Here is a 15,631-nt window from a genome sequence, read left to right as displayed (position 1 = left end):
ATTCTAACCGACTGAACTACCGCTGCGCGTCGGCTGGGCAAGATGCCCGGTAAAGCGACTTCCTCTCGTTGCAGCCAGGCTGCCCGCCTTCTAGTGGAAGACGGCGAGTTCGGGGTGGTGAACTCGGGAGGGGAAGTGAATGGCGCAGCGGACGGGACTCGAACCCGCGACCCCCGGCGTGACAGGCCGGTATTCTAACCGACTGAACTACCGCTGCGCGTAACTTGCGAGATTGGTGGGTGATGACGGGATCGAACCGCCGACCCTCTGCTTGTAAGGCAGATGCTCTCCCAGCTGAGCTAATCACCCTTCACTCTCGAAGTGGGGCGCATTCTACCGACCGAAAAACCTAAGTCAATGCCCTGATTGAATTTTTTTTGAAATTTCGGCGATCGCCTGTCGCCACGGTCGGCGCCGGGGCCCAGGCCGGGCCCAGCCACGGGCCGCTCACTCGACCCGCAGGCTCAGGCGCGCCGAGACCCGGCCGTCGACCTGGCGGTCCAGGCCGGCCTCCACCACCTGCACGCCCTGCCCGTTCAACTGCTCCAGCCAGGGCAGCAGCTTGGCGAATGGCGCCGGCTGCAGGGCCACCTGCACGGCGCCCTCGCCTTCGTTGTCGAGGCGCTCGACACTCAGTCCGGCCTGGGCCGCCGAAGCCGTGACCATGCCCTGCAGCGCCGCCGGGTCGATCTGCGCCTGCGGCGCCGCGGCATCGGCCTGGCGCACGTTGGGCGCCTGCTGCTGGATGTAGGCATGCAGCGCGCGCTGTTCGGTGAAGTACTGCCGCGCCGACTGCAAATGGCGCTCGGCCGGGCGCCACAGCGCCAGGTAGAGCATCACCAGCAGGAGGAACGCGCCGAGCCAGAGCAGCGCCAGGCGGTCCCGCGCCGGCAGCCCGCGCCAGCGGATCGCCAGCTGCGAGGTTTCCGCCTGGGCCCTGAGGCGCTCGTGGAATTGCGTCATCACCTTCATCTCAACCTCCTATCACCAGGCGCGCGCTGACCGTCGAGCCATCGCGGCTGGCCGAACCCAGCTGCACCGCCAGCCCGGACTCGCTGAGACGCGAACGCAGCCGTTCCAGCACGTCGAAACCGGGAGCCCGCACCTGGAGGGCGACGTCGCCGCGAGCGGCGCTGAAGTCCAGTTGCTCGACGCTCACCGTCGGCTCGCCGCCGATCACCGTGGCGGCCTGGCCAAGCAGGCCGAGCAACTGGCCCTCGCCGCCGCTGCTGGCGCTGTCGGCCAGGTGCTGGTCGAACTGCGCGCGCAGGTTGATCAGCTTGCGGTCCTCGGGAAACAACTGGCGGTAGAGTTCTGCGCTCTGCGCCGCGTAGCGGTCGCCTTCGCGCTGCAACTGCCAGGCCTGGACCAGGGTGAAGCCCCATTGCAATACCAGCCACAGCCCGACCAACCCCAGCAGCGGCCGCCAGCGGCGCCACTGGCTGCTCTGCTGGCGCGCGGCGAACTCGGCCTGGGCCAGGTCGGTGCCCAGCGGCTGCTCGCTCAGCCAGACGTGCGGATTGCCCGCCAGGGCCTGGACTTCCACCCCCTCCAGGGGCGCCACCTCCTGCGCGGCGAAGGCCCGCTGCGGCGGCGGGCAACTGTCGCGCAGTACCGGCCAATCCTCGCTGCCGCAGGCCAGGCGTACGGCGCCGCTGCCGCCGAGCAACCAGCGCTCTTCCAGCCAGAACAGGCAACTGCCCTCGCCCGGCAGGCAATCGGCATCGACATGCAGCGAAGCCGGTGCCTTGCCCGCGCCCTCGGCCAGCGCCAGCCAGGCGGCGAGCCAGGTGCGCTGCACGGCGAATACCCGGTGGCGGCCGTCGGCCAGCGCCGGACCAAGGGCAAGGTGCATCTGCTCGACATCGTCGGCCAGTTGTTCCTCCACCGCAAACGGCAGCGACTGGCGCAACCAGCGCGCCTTCTGTGTAGGCAGGTTCACCGCGCAGGCGGTCACCGCCTCCACCGGCAGGTACAGCCGCCAGGGCGCGCGGATCTCCGCCAGCGCCTGGGCGAACGGCGCGCGCCGGCACTCGCCATCCTGCACCCACCATACCGCCAGTTCCCCATCGGCCCCCGCCGTGCTGGCGGGCGGCAGGAACAGCGCACTCACTCCACTCATCGCTCGTCCTTCTTCCAATCGTCGCCGCCCGTCGACGGGATGGGCAGGCCGCCCTGCCCCATGTCGCGGGCCATCACGCGTATCTTGCCGTCCTTGCCCCGCTGCAAGGTACTCACCAGCACCTGCCGGCGGTCGCCCAGGCTGACCTCGCTGATCACCTGGAAGTAGCGGGTGCCGACGGCATAACTGACGTTTCCGGTCTTCGAACCCAACTGGGTCAGATGCTTGGTGAAATCGTCCTTGCTCTGGAAACCTTCCCGACCGCGGGCGTCCACGATGTTTTCCGCCTGTCCCGGATCGATCTCGAACATGGCGGCCAGCACCGGCACGCTGGCAGTGTTCACGTTCAGCGGCGCATCTTCGGGCAAGGCGCTGACGAACGGCAGCAGGCGTCGATAGTCGGCTTCCGACAATTTCAGCAGGCGCAGCTCGGACACGTCCTTGAAACTGCGGTTGGCGGCGCGGTACGCCGGCGCTTCCAGCAGGTACTGGTTGTCCTCGGCGCCTTGCTCGCCCTGCGGATTCTGGTCGGCGTCGAGCCAGTCGGCCAGCCGGTCCGGCAAGCCCTGGACGATCTCTTCCTTCATCCCCAGGGTGGCCAGCAGGCGACGGAACTGCTTCACCGAGTCCGGCTTGACCTTGCGCTTGCGCACCAGTCCGTTGAGGTTGAAACGCCCGCTGGGGTCCTCGATCCGCACCCGCAGCTCGCCGCCGTCGTCCAGCTTGAACGGCGTCATCGGTCGCGCCCAGGCCTCGCCCAGGTGGTCCACCGGCTCGCGGGTATTCTCGCCGCCCTGGCGCAGGTCGCGGCGCAGCACCGCTTCCGCCAGGCGTTCGCCGCCCAGCGCATAGTGCCAGGCCTGGCGCACGTGCAACTGGTTGGCGCTGCTGCGTATCGCCAACTGCTGGCGGATGATCAGCCCGGCGCAGACGATGGTCACCACCGCCACCACCAGCAGCACGGTGATCAGCGCGACGCCGTTCTGCCCGCGCCTCATTCCGGCGCCCCCGGCATGCCTTCCGGCGGCTGCGGCACTCCGCCCTCGCCATTCTCGCCGCCCGGCTGGCCCTGCGGCTGGTCCTGCTTGAGCGGCGGATCGAGCAGACGCCAGACGCGCACCAGCTTGCCGTAGTGGCGGTGCTCCAGGGTCATCTCCACCGCCAGCGGCAGGCTTTCCAGGCGCTCCTCCTCGCTGCCTTCGTCGGTCGGCCAGTGGCCCTGCCAGTTGTGCTCCTTGTCGAGGAAGCGCCAGCTCAGCGCGGTAACCCCGTCCAGCACCTGCTGCACCCGTGGCTTGCTGTCCTGGGCGCGGTCCAGAACCAGCCAGTAGCGGCGTTCGAGGGTCTCCCCGGACAGCGACCAGCGCACCCGCTGCAGGCGCGAGCGCGCCTGACCGAGCGGGTTGCGCCAGCCGCCACGGGTGAATTCGACGATCTGGTCGTTCTCGCCCTCGCTGAGGAAGGCGCCACGGTTATCGCCCAGTTCGTCGCGTACCGGACGTTCGACCGCCTGGGTCAGGTCGCGCTCCAGCGCGCCCATCGCCCGCACCAGCTCGCGCATGCGCTGCTCCTGCACGCGAGTCGCCTGGTCGGTCTGCATCACGCTGTCGAACATGCGGTAGGTGGCCAGGGCCAGCAGGGCGAAGATGGCGATGGCGATCAGCAGCTCGAGCAGGGTGAAGCCCCGCTGTAGCCTCATGGCTGGCTCCCGAGGAAACCGACGAGGCGCGCCGCGGCGCGTTCCTCGATGCTGCCACGCTCGCGGCCAAGGGGCTTCGCCGCGACCCAGACGATCACCCGCCGCATATCCTGCTCGGCGGTGCTGTCGACCTGGGTGCGCCACTCCCAGCGGCGCCCGGCGAACTCCAGCTCGCCCTGGTTGCGGCCGCTGGAGGGCGGCGTCTGTTCCAGTTGCAATTCGTTGAGACGGTTGTCGGCGATCCACATCGCCAGGGTCTTGTCTTCCAGCCGCGAGGCGTTCTGCAGGCTGCGCGCGCTGGCACTGAGCACGCTGGCCGCGACCATGGCGAAGATCGCCAGGGCCACCAGCACTTCCAGCAGGGTGAAACCACGCGCGCGCTTCATCGCCGCGCCACCTCGACCCGTGGCAGGCGGAAACCGTCGCTGCTCAGCGACAACGCCCGCCCCTCGGGTCCGCGCTCGGCCAGGCGCAGGCGGAACGGACTGAGTTCGCCACTGGAGAGGATCAGCAATTGCGGCTGGTCGGTGCCTTTCTTCTGCTCCTTCTCGCCCTTGCTGCCAGCCAGCACCAGCGGCTGGCCGTCCAGCTCGAAGGTCAGCTCCGCCCACTCCGGCAGGCGGTGGCTGTCGCGCGCCACCGGCAACCAGCGCGCCTTCGCTTCGTCGTAGCGCAGTACCTGGTAGGCATCGCGCTCCAGGCGCAGGCCGTACTCGCGGTTGTCCAGCACGGCCTCGTCGGTCAGCACGCCGATCAGCCCGGCGAGCCGCTCGGCCTCGCTGTCCAGCTCCCGCGAGGTGCTGGCGAAGCCGGTGCTGAGCACCGCCAGGCCGATCAGTACGCTGATGATGACCATCACCACCATCAGCTCGATGAGGGTGAAGCCGCGCGAAGCCCGCATGTCCGGTCAGTTGTCCCAGTTACCGATGTCGGCGTCGTTGTCGCTGCCGCCTTCCTTGCCGTCGGCGCCCAGCGAATACAGGTCGAACGGGCCCTTGGTGCCCGGCGCCAGGTACTGGTAGGGATTGCCCCACGGATCGACCGGCAGCTTCTTCAGGTAGCCGTCCTTGTTCCAGTTCTTCGGCTGCGGATTGCCGGTGGGCTTCTTCACCAGCGCCTCGAGGCCCTGCTGGGTGCTCGGATAGGCGAAGTTGTCCAGCTTGTACATGTCCAGCGCGGCAGCGATGGCCTTGATGTCGCCCTTGGCCACGGTGACCTTGGCCTGGTCGGGACGGCTCATTACCTGCGGCACCACCAGGGCGGCGAGGATGCCGAGGATGACCACCACGACCATGATTTCGATCAGGGTGAAGCCCGACTGTTGGCGACGCTGCAATGGGCGGCTCTGATTCACGCGATTACCCCACGAGTTGGTTGAGAGAAAGGATCGGAAGAAGAATGGCCAGGACGATGACCAGCACCACCGCGCCCATGAATATCAGCATGAACGGTTCGAACAGGCCGACCATCAGGCCGATCTGCGCCGCCAGGTCGTTCTCCTGGTTGCGCGCGGTGCGCGCCAGCATCTGGTCCAGCTCGCCGGAGCGCTCGCCGCTGGCGATCATGTGCAGCATCATCGGCGGAAACTGCCCGGTGGCTTCCAGCGAGCGGGTCAGGCTGGCGCCCTCGCGGACCTTCTGCGCGGCCTTGACCACTTCGTTGCGGATGATCCGGTTGGCGATCACCTCGGCGGCGATCGCCAGCGCCTCCACCAGCGGCACGCCGCTGCGGGTGAGGATCGCCAGGGTCGAGGCGAAGCGCGCGGTGTCGGTGGAACGCACCAGCCGACCGACCAGCGGCACGCGCAGCAGGAAGCCATGCCAGCGCTCGCGAAAGGCATCCTTGCGCAGCGCGTAGCGGAAGCCGATCACCCCGCCGATCGCCGCGACGAAGGCCAGCGCGCCCCAGGCCTTGACCCAGTCGCTGACGCCGATCAGCACGCGGGTCAACAGCGGCAGGGTCTGCCCGCTGTCGATGAACACCCGGACCACGTCGGGCACCACGTAGCCCAGCAGGAAGCCGACGATGGCCAGCGAAGCGACCATCAGGATCACCGGATAGAGCAGCGCCAGCTGGATCTTCTGCCGCGACTGCTGGCGCTGCTCGGTGTAGTCGGCAAGTTGCTCCAGCACCGGGCCGAGGTGCCCGGCATGCTCGCCGGCAGCTACAGTCGCCCGGTACAGATCGGGAAAGGCGGTGGGAAACTCGCGCAGGCTGCCGGCCAGGCTATGGCCTTCGAGGACCTTGGCGCGCACCGCGAGAAGCATCGACTGGATGCGCTGCGAGGTGGACTGCGCCGCGGCGGCGCGCAGCGCCTCCTCGATCGGCAACGCGGCCTGGACCAGGGTCGCCAGTTGCCGGGTCACCAATGCCAGGTCGCGCGCGGACAGTCCACGGGCGAACGTCAGGCGCCCGCCCTGCCCGCTCTGCTCGCGGGTACGGGTGGGCTTCACGTCGAGCGGCGCCAATTGGCGCTCGCGCAGCAACTGGCGGACCTGGCGCGCGCTGTCCGCCTCCAGCACGCCCTTCTGCTGGCGACCGCTGGGGTCGAGGGCGAGGTATTCGAAGGCGGCCATTATTCTTCCCGGGTCACGCGCAGGACTTCCTCGACCGTGGTGACGCCTTCCAGCACCTTGCGCCGACCGTCGTCGCGGATGCTCGGTCCGCTGGTGCGGGCATGCCGGGTCATTTCCTGCTCGGAGGATTCGTTGTGGATCAGCGAGCGCATGTGGTCGTCGAACACCACCAGCTCATAGATACCGGTACGCCCGCGATAGCCATGCTGGTGGCACTCGCCGCAGCCGCGGGCGCGATGCAGGGTCGGCGGCGCGGTGGGATCGACGCCGAGCAGCGCGCACTCGGCCTCGTCGGCGCGGTAGGGCTCCTTGCACGCCGGGCAGAGCACCCGCACCAGGCGCTGGGCCAGCACGCCAAGCATGGAGGAGGACAGCAGGAACGGCTCGATGCCCATGTCCACCAGGCGGGTGATCGCGCCGATGGCGCTGTTGGTGTGCAGGGTCGAGAGCACCAGGTGGCCGGTCAGCGAAGCCTGCACCGCGATCTCGGCGGTCTCCCGGTCGCGGATCTCGCCGACCATCACCACGTCCGGGTCCTGCCGGAGGATCGCCCGCAGGCCGCGGGCGAAGGTCATGTCGACCTTGGCGTTGACCTGGGTCTGGCCGATGCCCTCCAGGTGATATTCGATCGGATCCTCGACGGTGAGGATGTTCCGCGTGCGGTCGTTGAGCGTGGTCAGGCTGGCGTACAGGGTGGTAGTCTTGCCCGAGCCGGTGGGGCCGGTGACCAGCAGGATGCCGTGCGGCTTGCGCACCGTTTCGTCCATCAGCTTGCGGTCGCGCTCGCTCATGCCCAGGTGCTGCAGGTTCAGGCGCCCGGCCTGCTTGTCGAGCAGACGCAGCACCACCCGTTCGCCGTTGGCCGAGGGCAGGGTCGAGACGCGGATGTCCACCTCGCGCCCGCCGACCCGCAGGGAAATCCGCCCATCCTGGGGAATACGCTTCTCGGCGATGTCCAGCCGCGCCATGACCTTGATCCGCGATACCAGCAGGGCCGCCAGCTCGCGCTTGGGCTCCAGCACCTCGCGCAGCACGCCGTCGACGCGGAAGCGCACCACCAGGCGCTTCTCGAAGGTTTCCAGGTGGATGTCCGAGGCGTTCTCGCGGATCGCCTCGCCGAGGATCGCGTTGATCAGGCGAATGATCGGCGCGTCGTCCTCCTGCTCCATCAGGTCCTCGGTTTCCGGGACCTGGTCGGCCAGCGCGGCGAGGTCCAGGCTGCCGCCGAGGTCCTCGGCGAGCTGCATGGCCGCCGAGGAATCGTGCTGGTAGGAGGCCGCCAGGGCCTGGTTGAAGGCGTCCTCGCCGAGTGCCTTGAGCGGCAGGCGGCGGCCGGCGAAGCGCTGCGCCTCGGCGATCGCCGCCAGCTCCACCTGCGGCCGGCAGGCCAGCCAGTACTGCTCCTCCAGGCACAGGAACAGCAGGCCCTGGCGCTTGGCGAAGCTGAACGGCAGACGCCGTGGCGGTGCGGCCGGCGCGGCGATGTCGGGTAATGGGGCTGTCATCATGGATGCCTTATAGCGGTAACCTTACAGAAGTATCTTGGTCGTATATGACCACTGAACGGTTACCGTCAGTATTGTTAGTTGTTAGTCGTTTTGTGCGGCCGATCCCGAGTTCCTCTTGCAGAAGTATCCTGGCGAGCCGTTATCTTAAGCACAAGCGTGCCTGGCCCGGCCAGTCACACCTATTGATAGAAGTAGGTAGCCTACTGGCAACGAACTGCTATGATCCCTCGGCGATCTTCAGACATAACGATAAAGACCAGGAGTGATGTATTGCCTTTCTCCGGCGCCTCTTCCCGCTGGCTGCAGCGGTACGCCCCGGCCCTTCTGGCTGTTGCCCTGATCATCGCCATGAGCATCAGCCTCGCCTGGCAGGCGGCCGGCTGGTTGCGCCTGCAACGCAGCCCGGTAGCCGTCGCCGCCTCGCCGGTCAGCCACGAGTCGATCCGCAGCGATCCGACCCGCCTGGCGCGCCTCTTCGGCACCAGCGCCCAGGACCCCAACGCCCCGCCACCGGCCACCAACCTCGACCTGGTGCTCAAGGGCAGCTTCGTCCAGAGCGATCCCAAGCTGTCCAGCGCGATCATCCAGCGCCAGGGCGACAAGCCGCACCGCTACGCGGTCGGCGGCGAGATCAGCGACGGCGTGAAGCTGCACGCGGTCTACCGCGACCGCGTCGAACTGCAGCGCGGCGGGCGCCTGGAAAGCCTGCCCTTCCCGCACCGTTCCGGGGGACTGCTGGCCAGCGCGGACGACATTACAAGCGAGAACGACTCGATCGAACAACTGCAAAGCCTGCAGGATGAGAACGCTGCAGCATTGCGCGAGCGCCTGGACGCCTTGCGCCAGCAGATGGAAGCCACGCCCATCGCAGAACCCGCCGAAGAAGACTCGAGCGAGCCCACGACCACGCCTACGGAAAGCGACTGACCCGATGTCCCAGCCTTTGCTCCGCGCCCTGTTTGCCCCTTCCAGTCGTTCGTACGTTCCCGCCGTCCTTCTCAGCCTGGCCCTCGGCATCCAGGCGGCGCACGCCGAAAACAGCGGCGGGAACGCCTTCGTCCCGGCCGGCAACCAGCAGGAGGCGCACTGGACGATCAACCTCAAGGATGCCGACATCCGCGAATTCATCGACCAGATTTCCGAAATCACCGGCGAGACCTTCGTCGTCGACCCGCGGGTCAAGGGCCAGGTCAGCGTGGTCTCCAAGGCCCAGCTCTCGTTGAGCGAGGTCTACCAGTTGTTCCTCTCGGTGATGAGCACCCACGGCTTCACCGTGGTTGCCCAGGGCGACCAGGCGCGCATCGTGCCCAACGCCGAGGCCAAGACCGAGGCCGGCGGCGGCCAGAGCGCGCCGGATCGCCTGGAGACGCGGGTGATCCAGGTGCAGCAGAGCCCGGTATCGGAACTCATCCCGCTGATCCGTCCGCTGGTCCCACAATATGGCCACCTCGCCGCGGTGCCCTCGGCCAACGCGCTGATCATCAGCGACCGCAGCGCCAATATCGCGCGAATAGAAGACGTGATCCGCCAGCTCGACCAGAAGGGCAGCCACGACTACAGCGTGATCAACCTGCGCTACGGCTGGGTGATGGACGCCGCCGAGGTGCTCAACAACGCCATGAGCCGCGGCCAGGCCAAGGGCGCGGCGGGCGCCCAGGTGATCGCCGACGCGCGCACCAACCGCCTGATCATCCTCGGCCCGCCGCAGGCGCGCGCCAAGCTGGTGCAACTGGCGCAATCGCTGGACACCCCGACCGCGCGCTCAGCCAACACCCGGGTGATCCGCCTGCGCCACAACGACGCCAAGACCCTCGCGGAAACCCTCGGCCAGATTTCCGAAGGCATGAAGAACAATGGCGGCCAGGGCGGCGAACAGACCGGCGGCGGCCGACCGAGCAACATCCTCATCCGTGCCGACGAAAGCACCAACGCCCTGGTCCTGCTGGCCGACCCGGACACGGTCAACGCTCTCGAAGACATCGTTCGCCAGCTCGACGTGCCGCGTGCCCAGGTATTGGTGGAAGCGGCCATCGTCGAGATCTCCGGCGACATCCAGGATGCCGTCGGCGTGCAATGGGCGATCAACAAGGGCGGCATGGGCGGAACCAAGACCAACTTCGCCAATACCGGACTGTCCATCGGCACCCTGCTGCAATCGCTCGAGAGCAACAAGGCACCGGAATCCATCCCCGACGGCGCCATCGTCGGCATCGGCAGCAGCAGCTTCGGCGCGCTGGTCACCGCGCTCTCGGCCAACACCAAGAGCAACCTGCTGTCGACCCCGAGCCTGTTGACCCTGGACAACCAGAAAGCGGAGATTCTGGTCGGCCAGAACGTACCGTTCCAGACCGGCTCCTACACCACCAACAGCGAAGGTTCGAGCAACCCGTTCACCACCGTGGAGCGCAAGGATATCGGCGTCAGCCTCAAGGTCACTCCGCACATCAACGACGGCGCGGCCCTGCGCCTGGAGATCGAGCAGGAGATCTCGGCCCTGCTGCCCAACGCCCAGCAGCGCAACAATACCGACCTGATCACCAGCAAGCGCTCGATCAAGAGCACCATCCTCGCCGAGAACGGCCAAGTGATCGTGATCGGCGGCCTGATCCAGGACGACGTTTCCCAAGCCGAGTCGAAGGTTCCCCTGCTCGGGGACATCCCATTGCTCGGTCGCCTGTTCCGTTCCACCAAGGACACCCACACCAAGCGCAACCTGATGGTCTTCCTGCGTCCTACGGTGGTCCGCGACAGCGCCGGTCTCGCCGCGCTCTCGGGCAAGAAATACAGCGACATCCGGGTCATCGACGGCACTCGCGGCCCGGAGGGACGACCCAGCATCCTGCCGACCAACGCCAACCAGTTGTTCGATGGACAGGCCGTCGATCTGCGCGAACTGAAGACGGAATAACGGCGCCATACCGGCAAGGCGGCCTCATACGAAAAAAAGGCGCTGCTCCTTTCGGAACAGCGCCTTTTCCGCATCTCCCCACCAACTCAGTCGAGGTAGATCATTTTCCGGGTCATGCCGCCATCGACCAGGAATTCCTGGCCGGTGACGAAACCGGCGTCCTCGGAGAGCAGCCAAGCCACCAGCGACGCGACATCCTCCACCGTTCCGACCCGGCCGACCAGGTGCTGGTCGTGGTCCAGCTCGGTCAGCGGCGCAGCCTCGCGCTCGGCGGCCTCGCGGGTATCGATCCAGCCGGGGCTGAGCGCATTGACACGGATATCCGGGCCCAGGCTGGCGGCCAGGGCATGGGTCAGCGCCAGCAACCCGCCCTTGCTCGCGGCGTAGGCCTCGGAGTCAGGCTCCGACTGGTGGGCACGAGTCGAGGCGATGTTGACGATGGCGCCATTGTGCGCGCGCAGATAAGGCGTGCAGTACTTGGCCAGCAGCATCGGACCGGTCAGGTTGACCGCCAGGGTCCGGGTCCACTCGCCGAGACTCAGCGCCTCCAGCGGCGTATTGCGCGGATTGGCGATGGCGGCGTTGCAGACCAGGCCGTCGAGGCGGCCGAACTGACCGAGCACCTCGGCCACGCTCATCGCCACCTGGCCCTCCTGGGCCACGTCCATGGCCACGAACCAGGCGTGCTCGCCCAGCGCCTCGGCCACCCTGGCCCCGCGTTCACGGTCGTTGTCGGCAAGCACTACCTGCCAGCCCTCGGCGATCAGCCAGGCACTGATGCCCAGGCCAATGCCCCGGGCCGCCCCGGTGACCAGGGCGACCTTGCCGTTGCCTCGCAGGTTGGGTTCGATCACAGCGCAGCCAGCCCCCGAGCCATGTCGGCCTTGAGGTCGTCGAGGTCTTCCAGGCCGACCGCGACCCGGATCAGGCTGTCGCCGATCCCGGCGCGCGCGCGGTCCTCGGGGGACAGTCGACCGTGGGAGGTGGTCGCCGGGTGGGCGATGGTGGTCTTGGTGTCGCCCAGGTTGGTGGTGATCGAGACCATCCGGGTAGCGTCGATGAAGCGCCAGGCGGCATCGCGCCCGCCCTTCACGTCGAAGCTGACGACCGCGCCGAAGCCGCTCTGCTGGCGCCGGGCCAACTCATGCTGAGGATGGCTCGGCAGGCCCGCGTAGTAGACCCGCTCGATGCCCGGCTGGCGCTCCAGCCATTCGGCCAGGGCCAGGGCACTGGCGCTGTGCGCCTGCATGCGGATACGCAGGGTTTCCAGGCCCTTGAGGAACAGCCAGGCGTTGAACGGGCTGAGGGTCGGTCCGGCGGTGCGGAGGAAGCCGACCACTTCCTTCATCTGCTCGCCGCGACCGGCGACCACCCCGCCCATGCCCCGGCCCTGGCCGTCGATGTACTTGGTCGCGGAGTGGATCACCACGTCCGCACCGAGCTTCAGCGGCTGTTGCAGGGCCGGCGTGCAGAAGCAGTTGTCCACCGCCAGCAGCGCACCCTTGGCGTGGGCGATCTCGGCCAGCGCGGCGATATCCACCAGCTCGGCCAGCGGGTTGGATGGCGACTCGACGAAGAACAGCTTGGTATTCGGCTTGCACGCCGCCTCCCAGGCCGCGAGATCGCTCAACGGCGGATAGTCGACCTGGATACCGAAGCGCTTGAAGTACTTGTCGAACAGGCTGATGGTCGAGCCGAACACGCTGCGCGAGACCAGCACGTGGTCGCCGGAGCTGCACAGGCTCATCACCAGGGCGAGGATCGCCGACATGCCCGACGCCGTGGCCACCGCCTGCTCGGCTCCTTCGAGGGCGGCGATGCGCTCCTCGAAGGTGCGTACCGTGGGGTTGGTGTAGCGCGAATAGACGTTGCCCGGCACTTCGCCGGCGAACCGCGCGGCCGCGTCGGCGGCGGTGCGGAAGACGTAGCTGGAAGTGGTGAACAGCGCCTCGCCGTGCTCGCCCTCCGGCGTCCGCCGTTGCCCGGCGCGAACCGCCAGGGTGTCGAAGGCCGCGCCTTCCAGGTCGCTGTCGAGACGCCCGGCATCCCAGTCCTGAGTCATGCCGCTCTCCCCTTTGTCAGTCGTTGTACAGATCGATGATCGCGCTGACCGCCTGGCTCTTGGCCTTGGTCGCATCGTTGCGCGCCTGTTCGATCCGGTTCAGGTAGGCCTCGTTGACGTCGCCGGTCACGTACTCGCCGTCGAACACGGCGCAGTCGAAGTGATCGATCTTGATCTTGCCGCCGCCGACCGCGTCGATCAGGTCGGGCAGGTCCTGGTAGACCAGCCAGTCGGCGCCGATCAGCTTGCTGACGTCCTCGGTGCTGCGATTGTGCGCGATCAGCTCGTGCGCACTCGGCATGTCGATGCCGTAGACGTTGGGGTAGCGCACGGCCGGCGCGGCGGAGCAGAAGTAGACGTTCTTCGCCCCGGCCTCGCGGGCCATCTGGATGATCTGCTTGCAGGTGGTGCCGCGGACGATGGAGTCATCCACCAGCATCACGTTCTTGCCGCGGAACTCCAGCTCGATGGCGTTGAGCTTCTGCCGCACGGATTTCTTCCGCGCCGCCTGGCCGGGCATGATGAAGGTGCGGCCGATGTAGCGGTTCTTGACGAAGCCCTCGCGGAACTTCACGCCGAGCCGGTTGGCCAGTTCCAGCGCCGCGGTGCGGCTGGTGTCCGGGATCGGGATGACCACGTCGATGTCGTGGTCGGGACGCTCGCGGAGGATCTTGTCGGCAAGCTTCTCGCCCATGCGCAGGCGCGCCTTGTACACCGAGATGCCGTCCATGATCGAATCCGGACGCGCCAGGTAGACGTGCTCGAAGATGCACGGCGCGTACTTCGGCGCCTTCGCGCACTGGCGGGTATAGAGCTTGCCTTCCTCGGTGATGTACACCGCCTCGCCCGGCGCCAGGTCGCGGATCAGGGTGAAGCCGAGTACGTCCAGGGCCACGCTCTCGGAGGCGATCATGTATTCGACGCCATTCTCGGTATGCCGCTGGCCGAAGACGATCGGACGGATCGCATTGGGGTCGCGGAAACCGACGATGCCATGGCCGGTGATCATCGCCACCACCGCGTAGCCGCCGACGCAACGGTCGTGCACGCAGGAAACCGCGGCGAAGATGTCCTCCTCGGTGGGCTGCAGCTTGTTGCGCACCGCCAGCTCGTGGGCGAACACGTTGAGCAGCACTTCCGAATCGGAGTTGGTGTTCACGTGGCGCAGGTCGGATTCGTAGATTTCCTTGGCCAACTGCTCGACATTGGTCAGGTTGCCGTTGTGCGCCAGGGTGATGCCGTAGGGCGAGTTGACGTAGAACGGCTGCGCTTCCGCCGAGCTGGAGCTGCCGGCGGTCGGGTAACGCACATGGCCGATGCCGACGCTGCCGATCAGGCGCTGCATGTGGCGCTGCTGGAAGACGTCGCGGACCAGGCCGTTGTCCTTGCGCAGGTACAGCTTATCGTCATGGCAGGTGACGATACCGGCAGCGTCCTGGCCGCGATGTTGGAGGACGGTGAGCGCGTCATACAGCGCCTGATTGACGTTCGACTTGCCCACGATACCGACGATGCCACACATGTGACGCAACCCCTACTTGGCTCAAGCTGGAAAGATGGGAAGCGCGATCGGTCCGTCCCGGACCATCGAGCTGACCAGGGCCTGTGGGCCGCTGGCTCCCGCGAATCGGCGACCTTCGCCGCCGACTGGCTCGCGGCACGTCCTGTGCCGCCGGCGCCGCGCCATCGACGCGCCGCCCTGGAAAACCGCGGGACCCGGCCTCGGCCAGTGTCCCGCCAAAATCACTGGCTGGGAAGCAGCCCGCCGATGCCGCTCGGCGGCGTTATCGGCGCGGCCGGCAACCACTGGCCGGCGAAACCGAGAATGAAGTTCTTCGACCAGTCGGCAACCATCAGGAAATGCGGCATCAGCACCGACTGCTGCCACCAAGGGTCCTGCTGTACCGGGGCCAGGCTGAGCAGGCCGACCAGCAGCACGACCAGCAGTACGCCGCGCGCACCGCCGAAGACCATGCCGAGGAAGCGGTCGGTGCCGGAGAGGCCGGTGACCCGGATCAGTTCGCCGATGAGGTAGTTGACCAGCGCCCCGAGCAGCAGGGTCGCGATGAACAGCAGCGCGCAGGCTGCGATGATGCGGGCCGAGGGGGTCTGGATGTACTCGCCCAGGTGCTGCGCCAGCGCCCCGCCGAACATCCAGGCCACCGCGCCGGCGACTATCCAGGTAAGCAGGGACAAGGCTTCCTTGACGAAGCCGCGACTCAGACTGATCAGGCTGGAAACGACGATGATGGCGACCATCGTCCAATCGACCCAGGTAAATGCCACTATGCAGCCCACAAGCAGAAAAGGCGCTGCATTTTAGCAGAGCGCGCCCGCGACGGTAAGCCGCGGGTCGCGGTCAACCGCGTTCCGGCTGGAAGCGCACGACGAAGCCGTTGAGCTTCTGCTGCTTGCTCAACTGGTCGCGCAGGCGATCCGCCTCGGCGCGCTGGATCACCGGCCCGACGAAGACCCGGTTCATCCCGTCGAAGCTGCGGATGTAGGCGTTGTAGCCCTGGGAGCGCAGGGTCTTCTGCAATTCCTCGGCGCGCGCCCGGTTGGACAGGCTGGCAAGCTGTACCGACCAGCTCTGCGGCAGGTTGTTGGCGTCCAGGCGCTTCTCCGCGGGCGGCGGGCTCGGCGGCGCAGCGGGCGGTTGCGGCTGGCTTGGCGGCAGGCTGGCGGCCGGCGCCTGGGCCTGGGCCTGGGCGGGCGGCTGGGTGGCCGGCGTTTCGTGGTCAACCTGTTCGCCAGCG

At 67.5% G+C, this 15,631-nt stretch carries 16 protein-coding genes and 2 tRNA genes; 2 read left to right on the top strand and 16 right to left on the bottom strand.

All coding sequences use genetic code 11. The features are described from left to right. Positions 1-140: 140 nt before the first annotated feature. The 11 genes from HMPREF2716_RS18645 to xcpR all read right to left on the bottom strand — a co-directional run bounded on the left by HMPREF2716_RS18645 (position 141) and on the right by xcpR (position 7,905). Positions 141-217: transfer RNA gene (locus tag HMPREF2716_RS18645), tRNA-Asp, on the bottom strand. Between the two features lie 16 nt (positions 218-233). Beyond that, positions 234-309: transfer RNA gene (locus tag HMPREF2716_RS18640), tRNA-Val, on the bottom strand. A gap of 138 nt (positions 310-447) precedes the next feature. Continuing rightward, entirely contained in the window at positions 448-972 is a 525-nt protein-coding gene (gene xcpZ / locus HMPREF2716_RS18635; protein WP_070621978.1) for a GspM family type II secretion system protein XcpZ, read from the bottom strand. 1 nt (position 973) lies between these two features. Continuing rightward, entirely contained in the window at positions 974-2,122 is a 1,149-nt protein-coding gene (gene xcpY / locus HMPREF2716_RS18630) for a GspL family type II secretion system protein XcpY (protein ID WP_003103522.1), read from the bottom strand. Further along, the gene (gene xcpX, locus HMPREF2716_RS18625) at positions 2,119-3,120 is read right to left on the bottom strand and encodes a GspK family T2SS minor pseudopilin variant XcpX (RefSeq protein WP_003103524.1); all 1,002 of its coding nucleotides are present in this window, start codon (positions 3,118-3,120) and stop codon (positions 2,119-2,121) included. Before xcpX ends, xcpY begins: the two co-directional genes overlap by 4 nt. Further along, positions 3,117-3,821 (bottom strand): GspJ family T2SS minor pseudopilin variant XcpW, encoded by a 705-nt coding sequence (gene xcpW / locus HMPREF2716_RS18620; protein ID WP_003091372.1) that lies wholly within the window; start codon positions 3,819-3,821, stop codon positions 3,117-3,119. Before xcpW ends, xcpX begins: the two co-directional genes overlap by 4 nt. Then, on the bottom strand, positions 3,818-4,207 hold the full coding sequence (xcpV, locus tag HMPREF2716_RS18615; RefSeq protein WP_003103528.1) for a GspI family T2SS minor pseudopilin variant XcpV: 390 nt from the start codon (positions 4,205-4,207) through the stop codon (positions 3,818-3,820). Before xcpV ends, xcpW begins: the two co-directional genes overlap by 4 nt. Next, on the bottom strand, positions 4,204-4,722 hold the full coding sequence (gene xcpU / locus HMPREF2716_RS18610; RefSeq protein WP_003103530.1) for a GspH family T2SS minor pseudopilin variant XcpU: 519 nt from the start codon (positions 4,720-4,722) through the stop codon (positions 4,204-4,206). Before xcpU ends, xcpV begins: the two co-directional genes overlap by 4 nt. 6 nt (positions 4,723-4,728) lie before the next feature. Further along, complete coding sequence (xcpT, locus tag HMPREF2716_RS18605) at positions 4,729-5,175, bottom strand: GspG family T2SS major pseudopilin variant XcpT (protein WP_003119751.1); 447 nt, start codon at positions 5,173-5,175, stop codon at positions 4,729-4,731. Positions 5,176-5,179: 4 nt separating this feature from the next. Next, positions 5,180-6,397: a GspF family T2SS innner membrane protein variant XcpS gene (gene xcpS, locus HMPREF2716_RS18600; RefSeq protein ID WP_019396145.1), complete on the bottom strand. Its 1,218-nt coding sequence runs from the start codon at positions 6,395-6,397 to the stop codon at positions 5,180-5,182. Continuing rightward, complete coding sequence (xcpR, locus tag HMPREF2716_RS18595; RefSeq protein WP_019396144.1) at positions 6,397-7,905, bottom strand: GspE family T2SS ATPase variant XcpR; 1,509 nt, start codon at positions 7,903-7,905, stop codon at positions 6,397-6,399. The genes xcpS and xcpR overlap by 1 nt, the downstream gene beginning before the upstream one ends. Positions 7,906-8,124: 219 nt before the next feature. Here xcpR and xcpP point away from each other — a divergent pair, with 219 nt between their 5' ends. Then, a complete protein-coding gene (xcpP, locus tag HMPREF2716_RS18590) occupies positions 8,125-8,832 on the top strand; it encodes a type II secretion system protein N (protein ID WP_003119750.1) in 708 nt (235 codons plus the stop codon). 4 nt (positions 8,833-8,836) lie between these two features. Continuing rightward, complete coding sequence (xcpQ, locus tag HMPREF2716_RS18585; RefSeq protein ID WP_003103536.1) at positions 8,837-10,813, top strand: GspD family T2SS secretin variant XcpQ; 1,977 nt, start codon at positions 8,837-8,839, stop codon at positions 10,811-10,813. Between the two features lie 86 nt (positions 10,814-10,899). Here xcpQ and HMPREF2716_RS18580 read toward each other — a convergent pair whose 3' ends face one another. The 5 genes from HMPREF2716_RS18580 to HMPREF2716_RS18560 all read right to left on the bottom strand — a co-directional run. Continuing rightward, a complete protein-coding gene (locus tag HMPREF2716_RS18580; protein WP_003103539.1) occupies positions 10,900-11,667 on the bottom strand; it encodes an SDR family oxidoreductase in 768 nt (255 codons plus the stop codon). Continuing rightward, positions 11,664-12,875: an O-succinylhomoserine sulfhydrylase gene (locus tag HMPREF2716_RS18575; RefSeq protein WP_003113933.1), complete on the bottom strand. Its 1,212-nt coding sequence runs from the start codon at positions 12,873-12,875 to the stop codon at positions 11,664-11,666. Before HMPREF2716_RS18575 ends, HMPREF2716_RS18580 begins: the two co-directional genes overlap by 4 nt. Before the next feature lie 16 nt (positions 12,876-12,891). Next, positions 12,892-14,397, bottom strand: a complete 1,506-nt coding sequence (purF, locus tag HMPREF2716_RS18570) for an amidophosphoribosyltransferase (protein WP_003091383.1) — start codon at positions 14,395-14,397, stop codon at positions 12,892-12,894. 221 nt (positions 14,398-14,618) lie between these two features. Further along, on the bottom strand, positions 14,619-15,161 hold the full coding sequence (locus HMPREF2716_RS18565; protein ID WP_003113932.1) for a CvpA family protein: 543 nt from the start codon (positions 15,159-15,161) through the stop codon (positions 14,619-14,621). Positions 15,162-15,234: 73 nt separating this feature from the next. Next, positions 15,235-15,631 (bottom strand): SPOR domain-containing protein (locus HMPREF2716_RS18560; protein ID WP_177343803.1); only part of this gene is annotated, 397 nt, incomplete at its 5' end.

It is taken from the genome of Pseudomonas sp. HMSC076A11 (assembly GCF_001810205.1).
In the GTDB taxonomy this organism is placed as follows: domain Bacteria; phylum Pseudomonadota; class Gammaproteobacteria; order Pseudomonadales; family Pseudomonadaceae; genus Pseudomonas; species Pseudomonas aeruginosa.
Note: the sequence above shows the minus strand (reverse complement) of the source record. Positions and strands in the feature narration are given on the sequence as shown.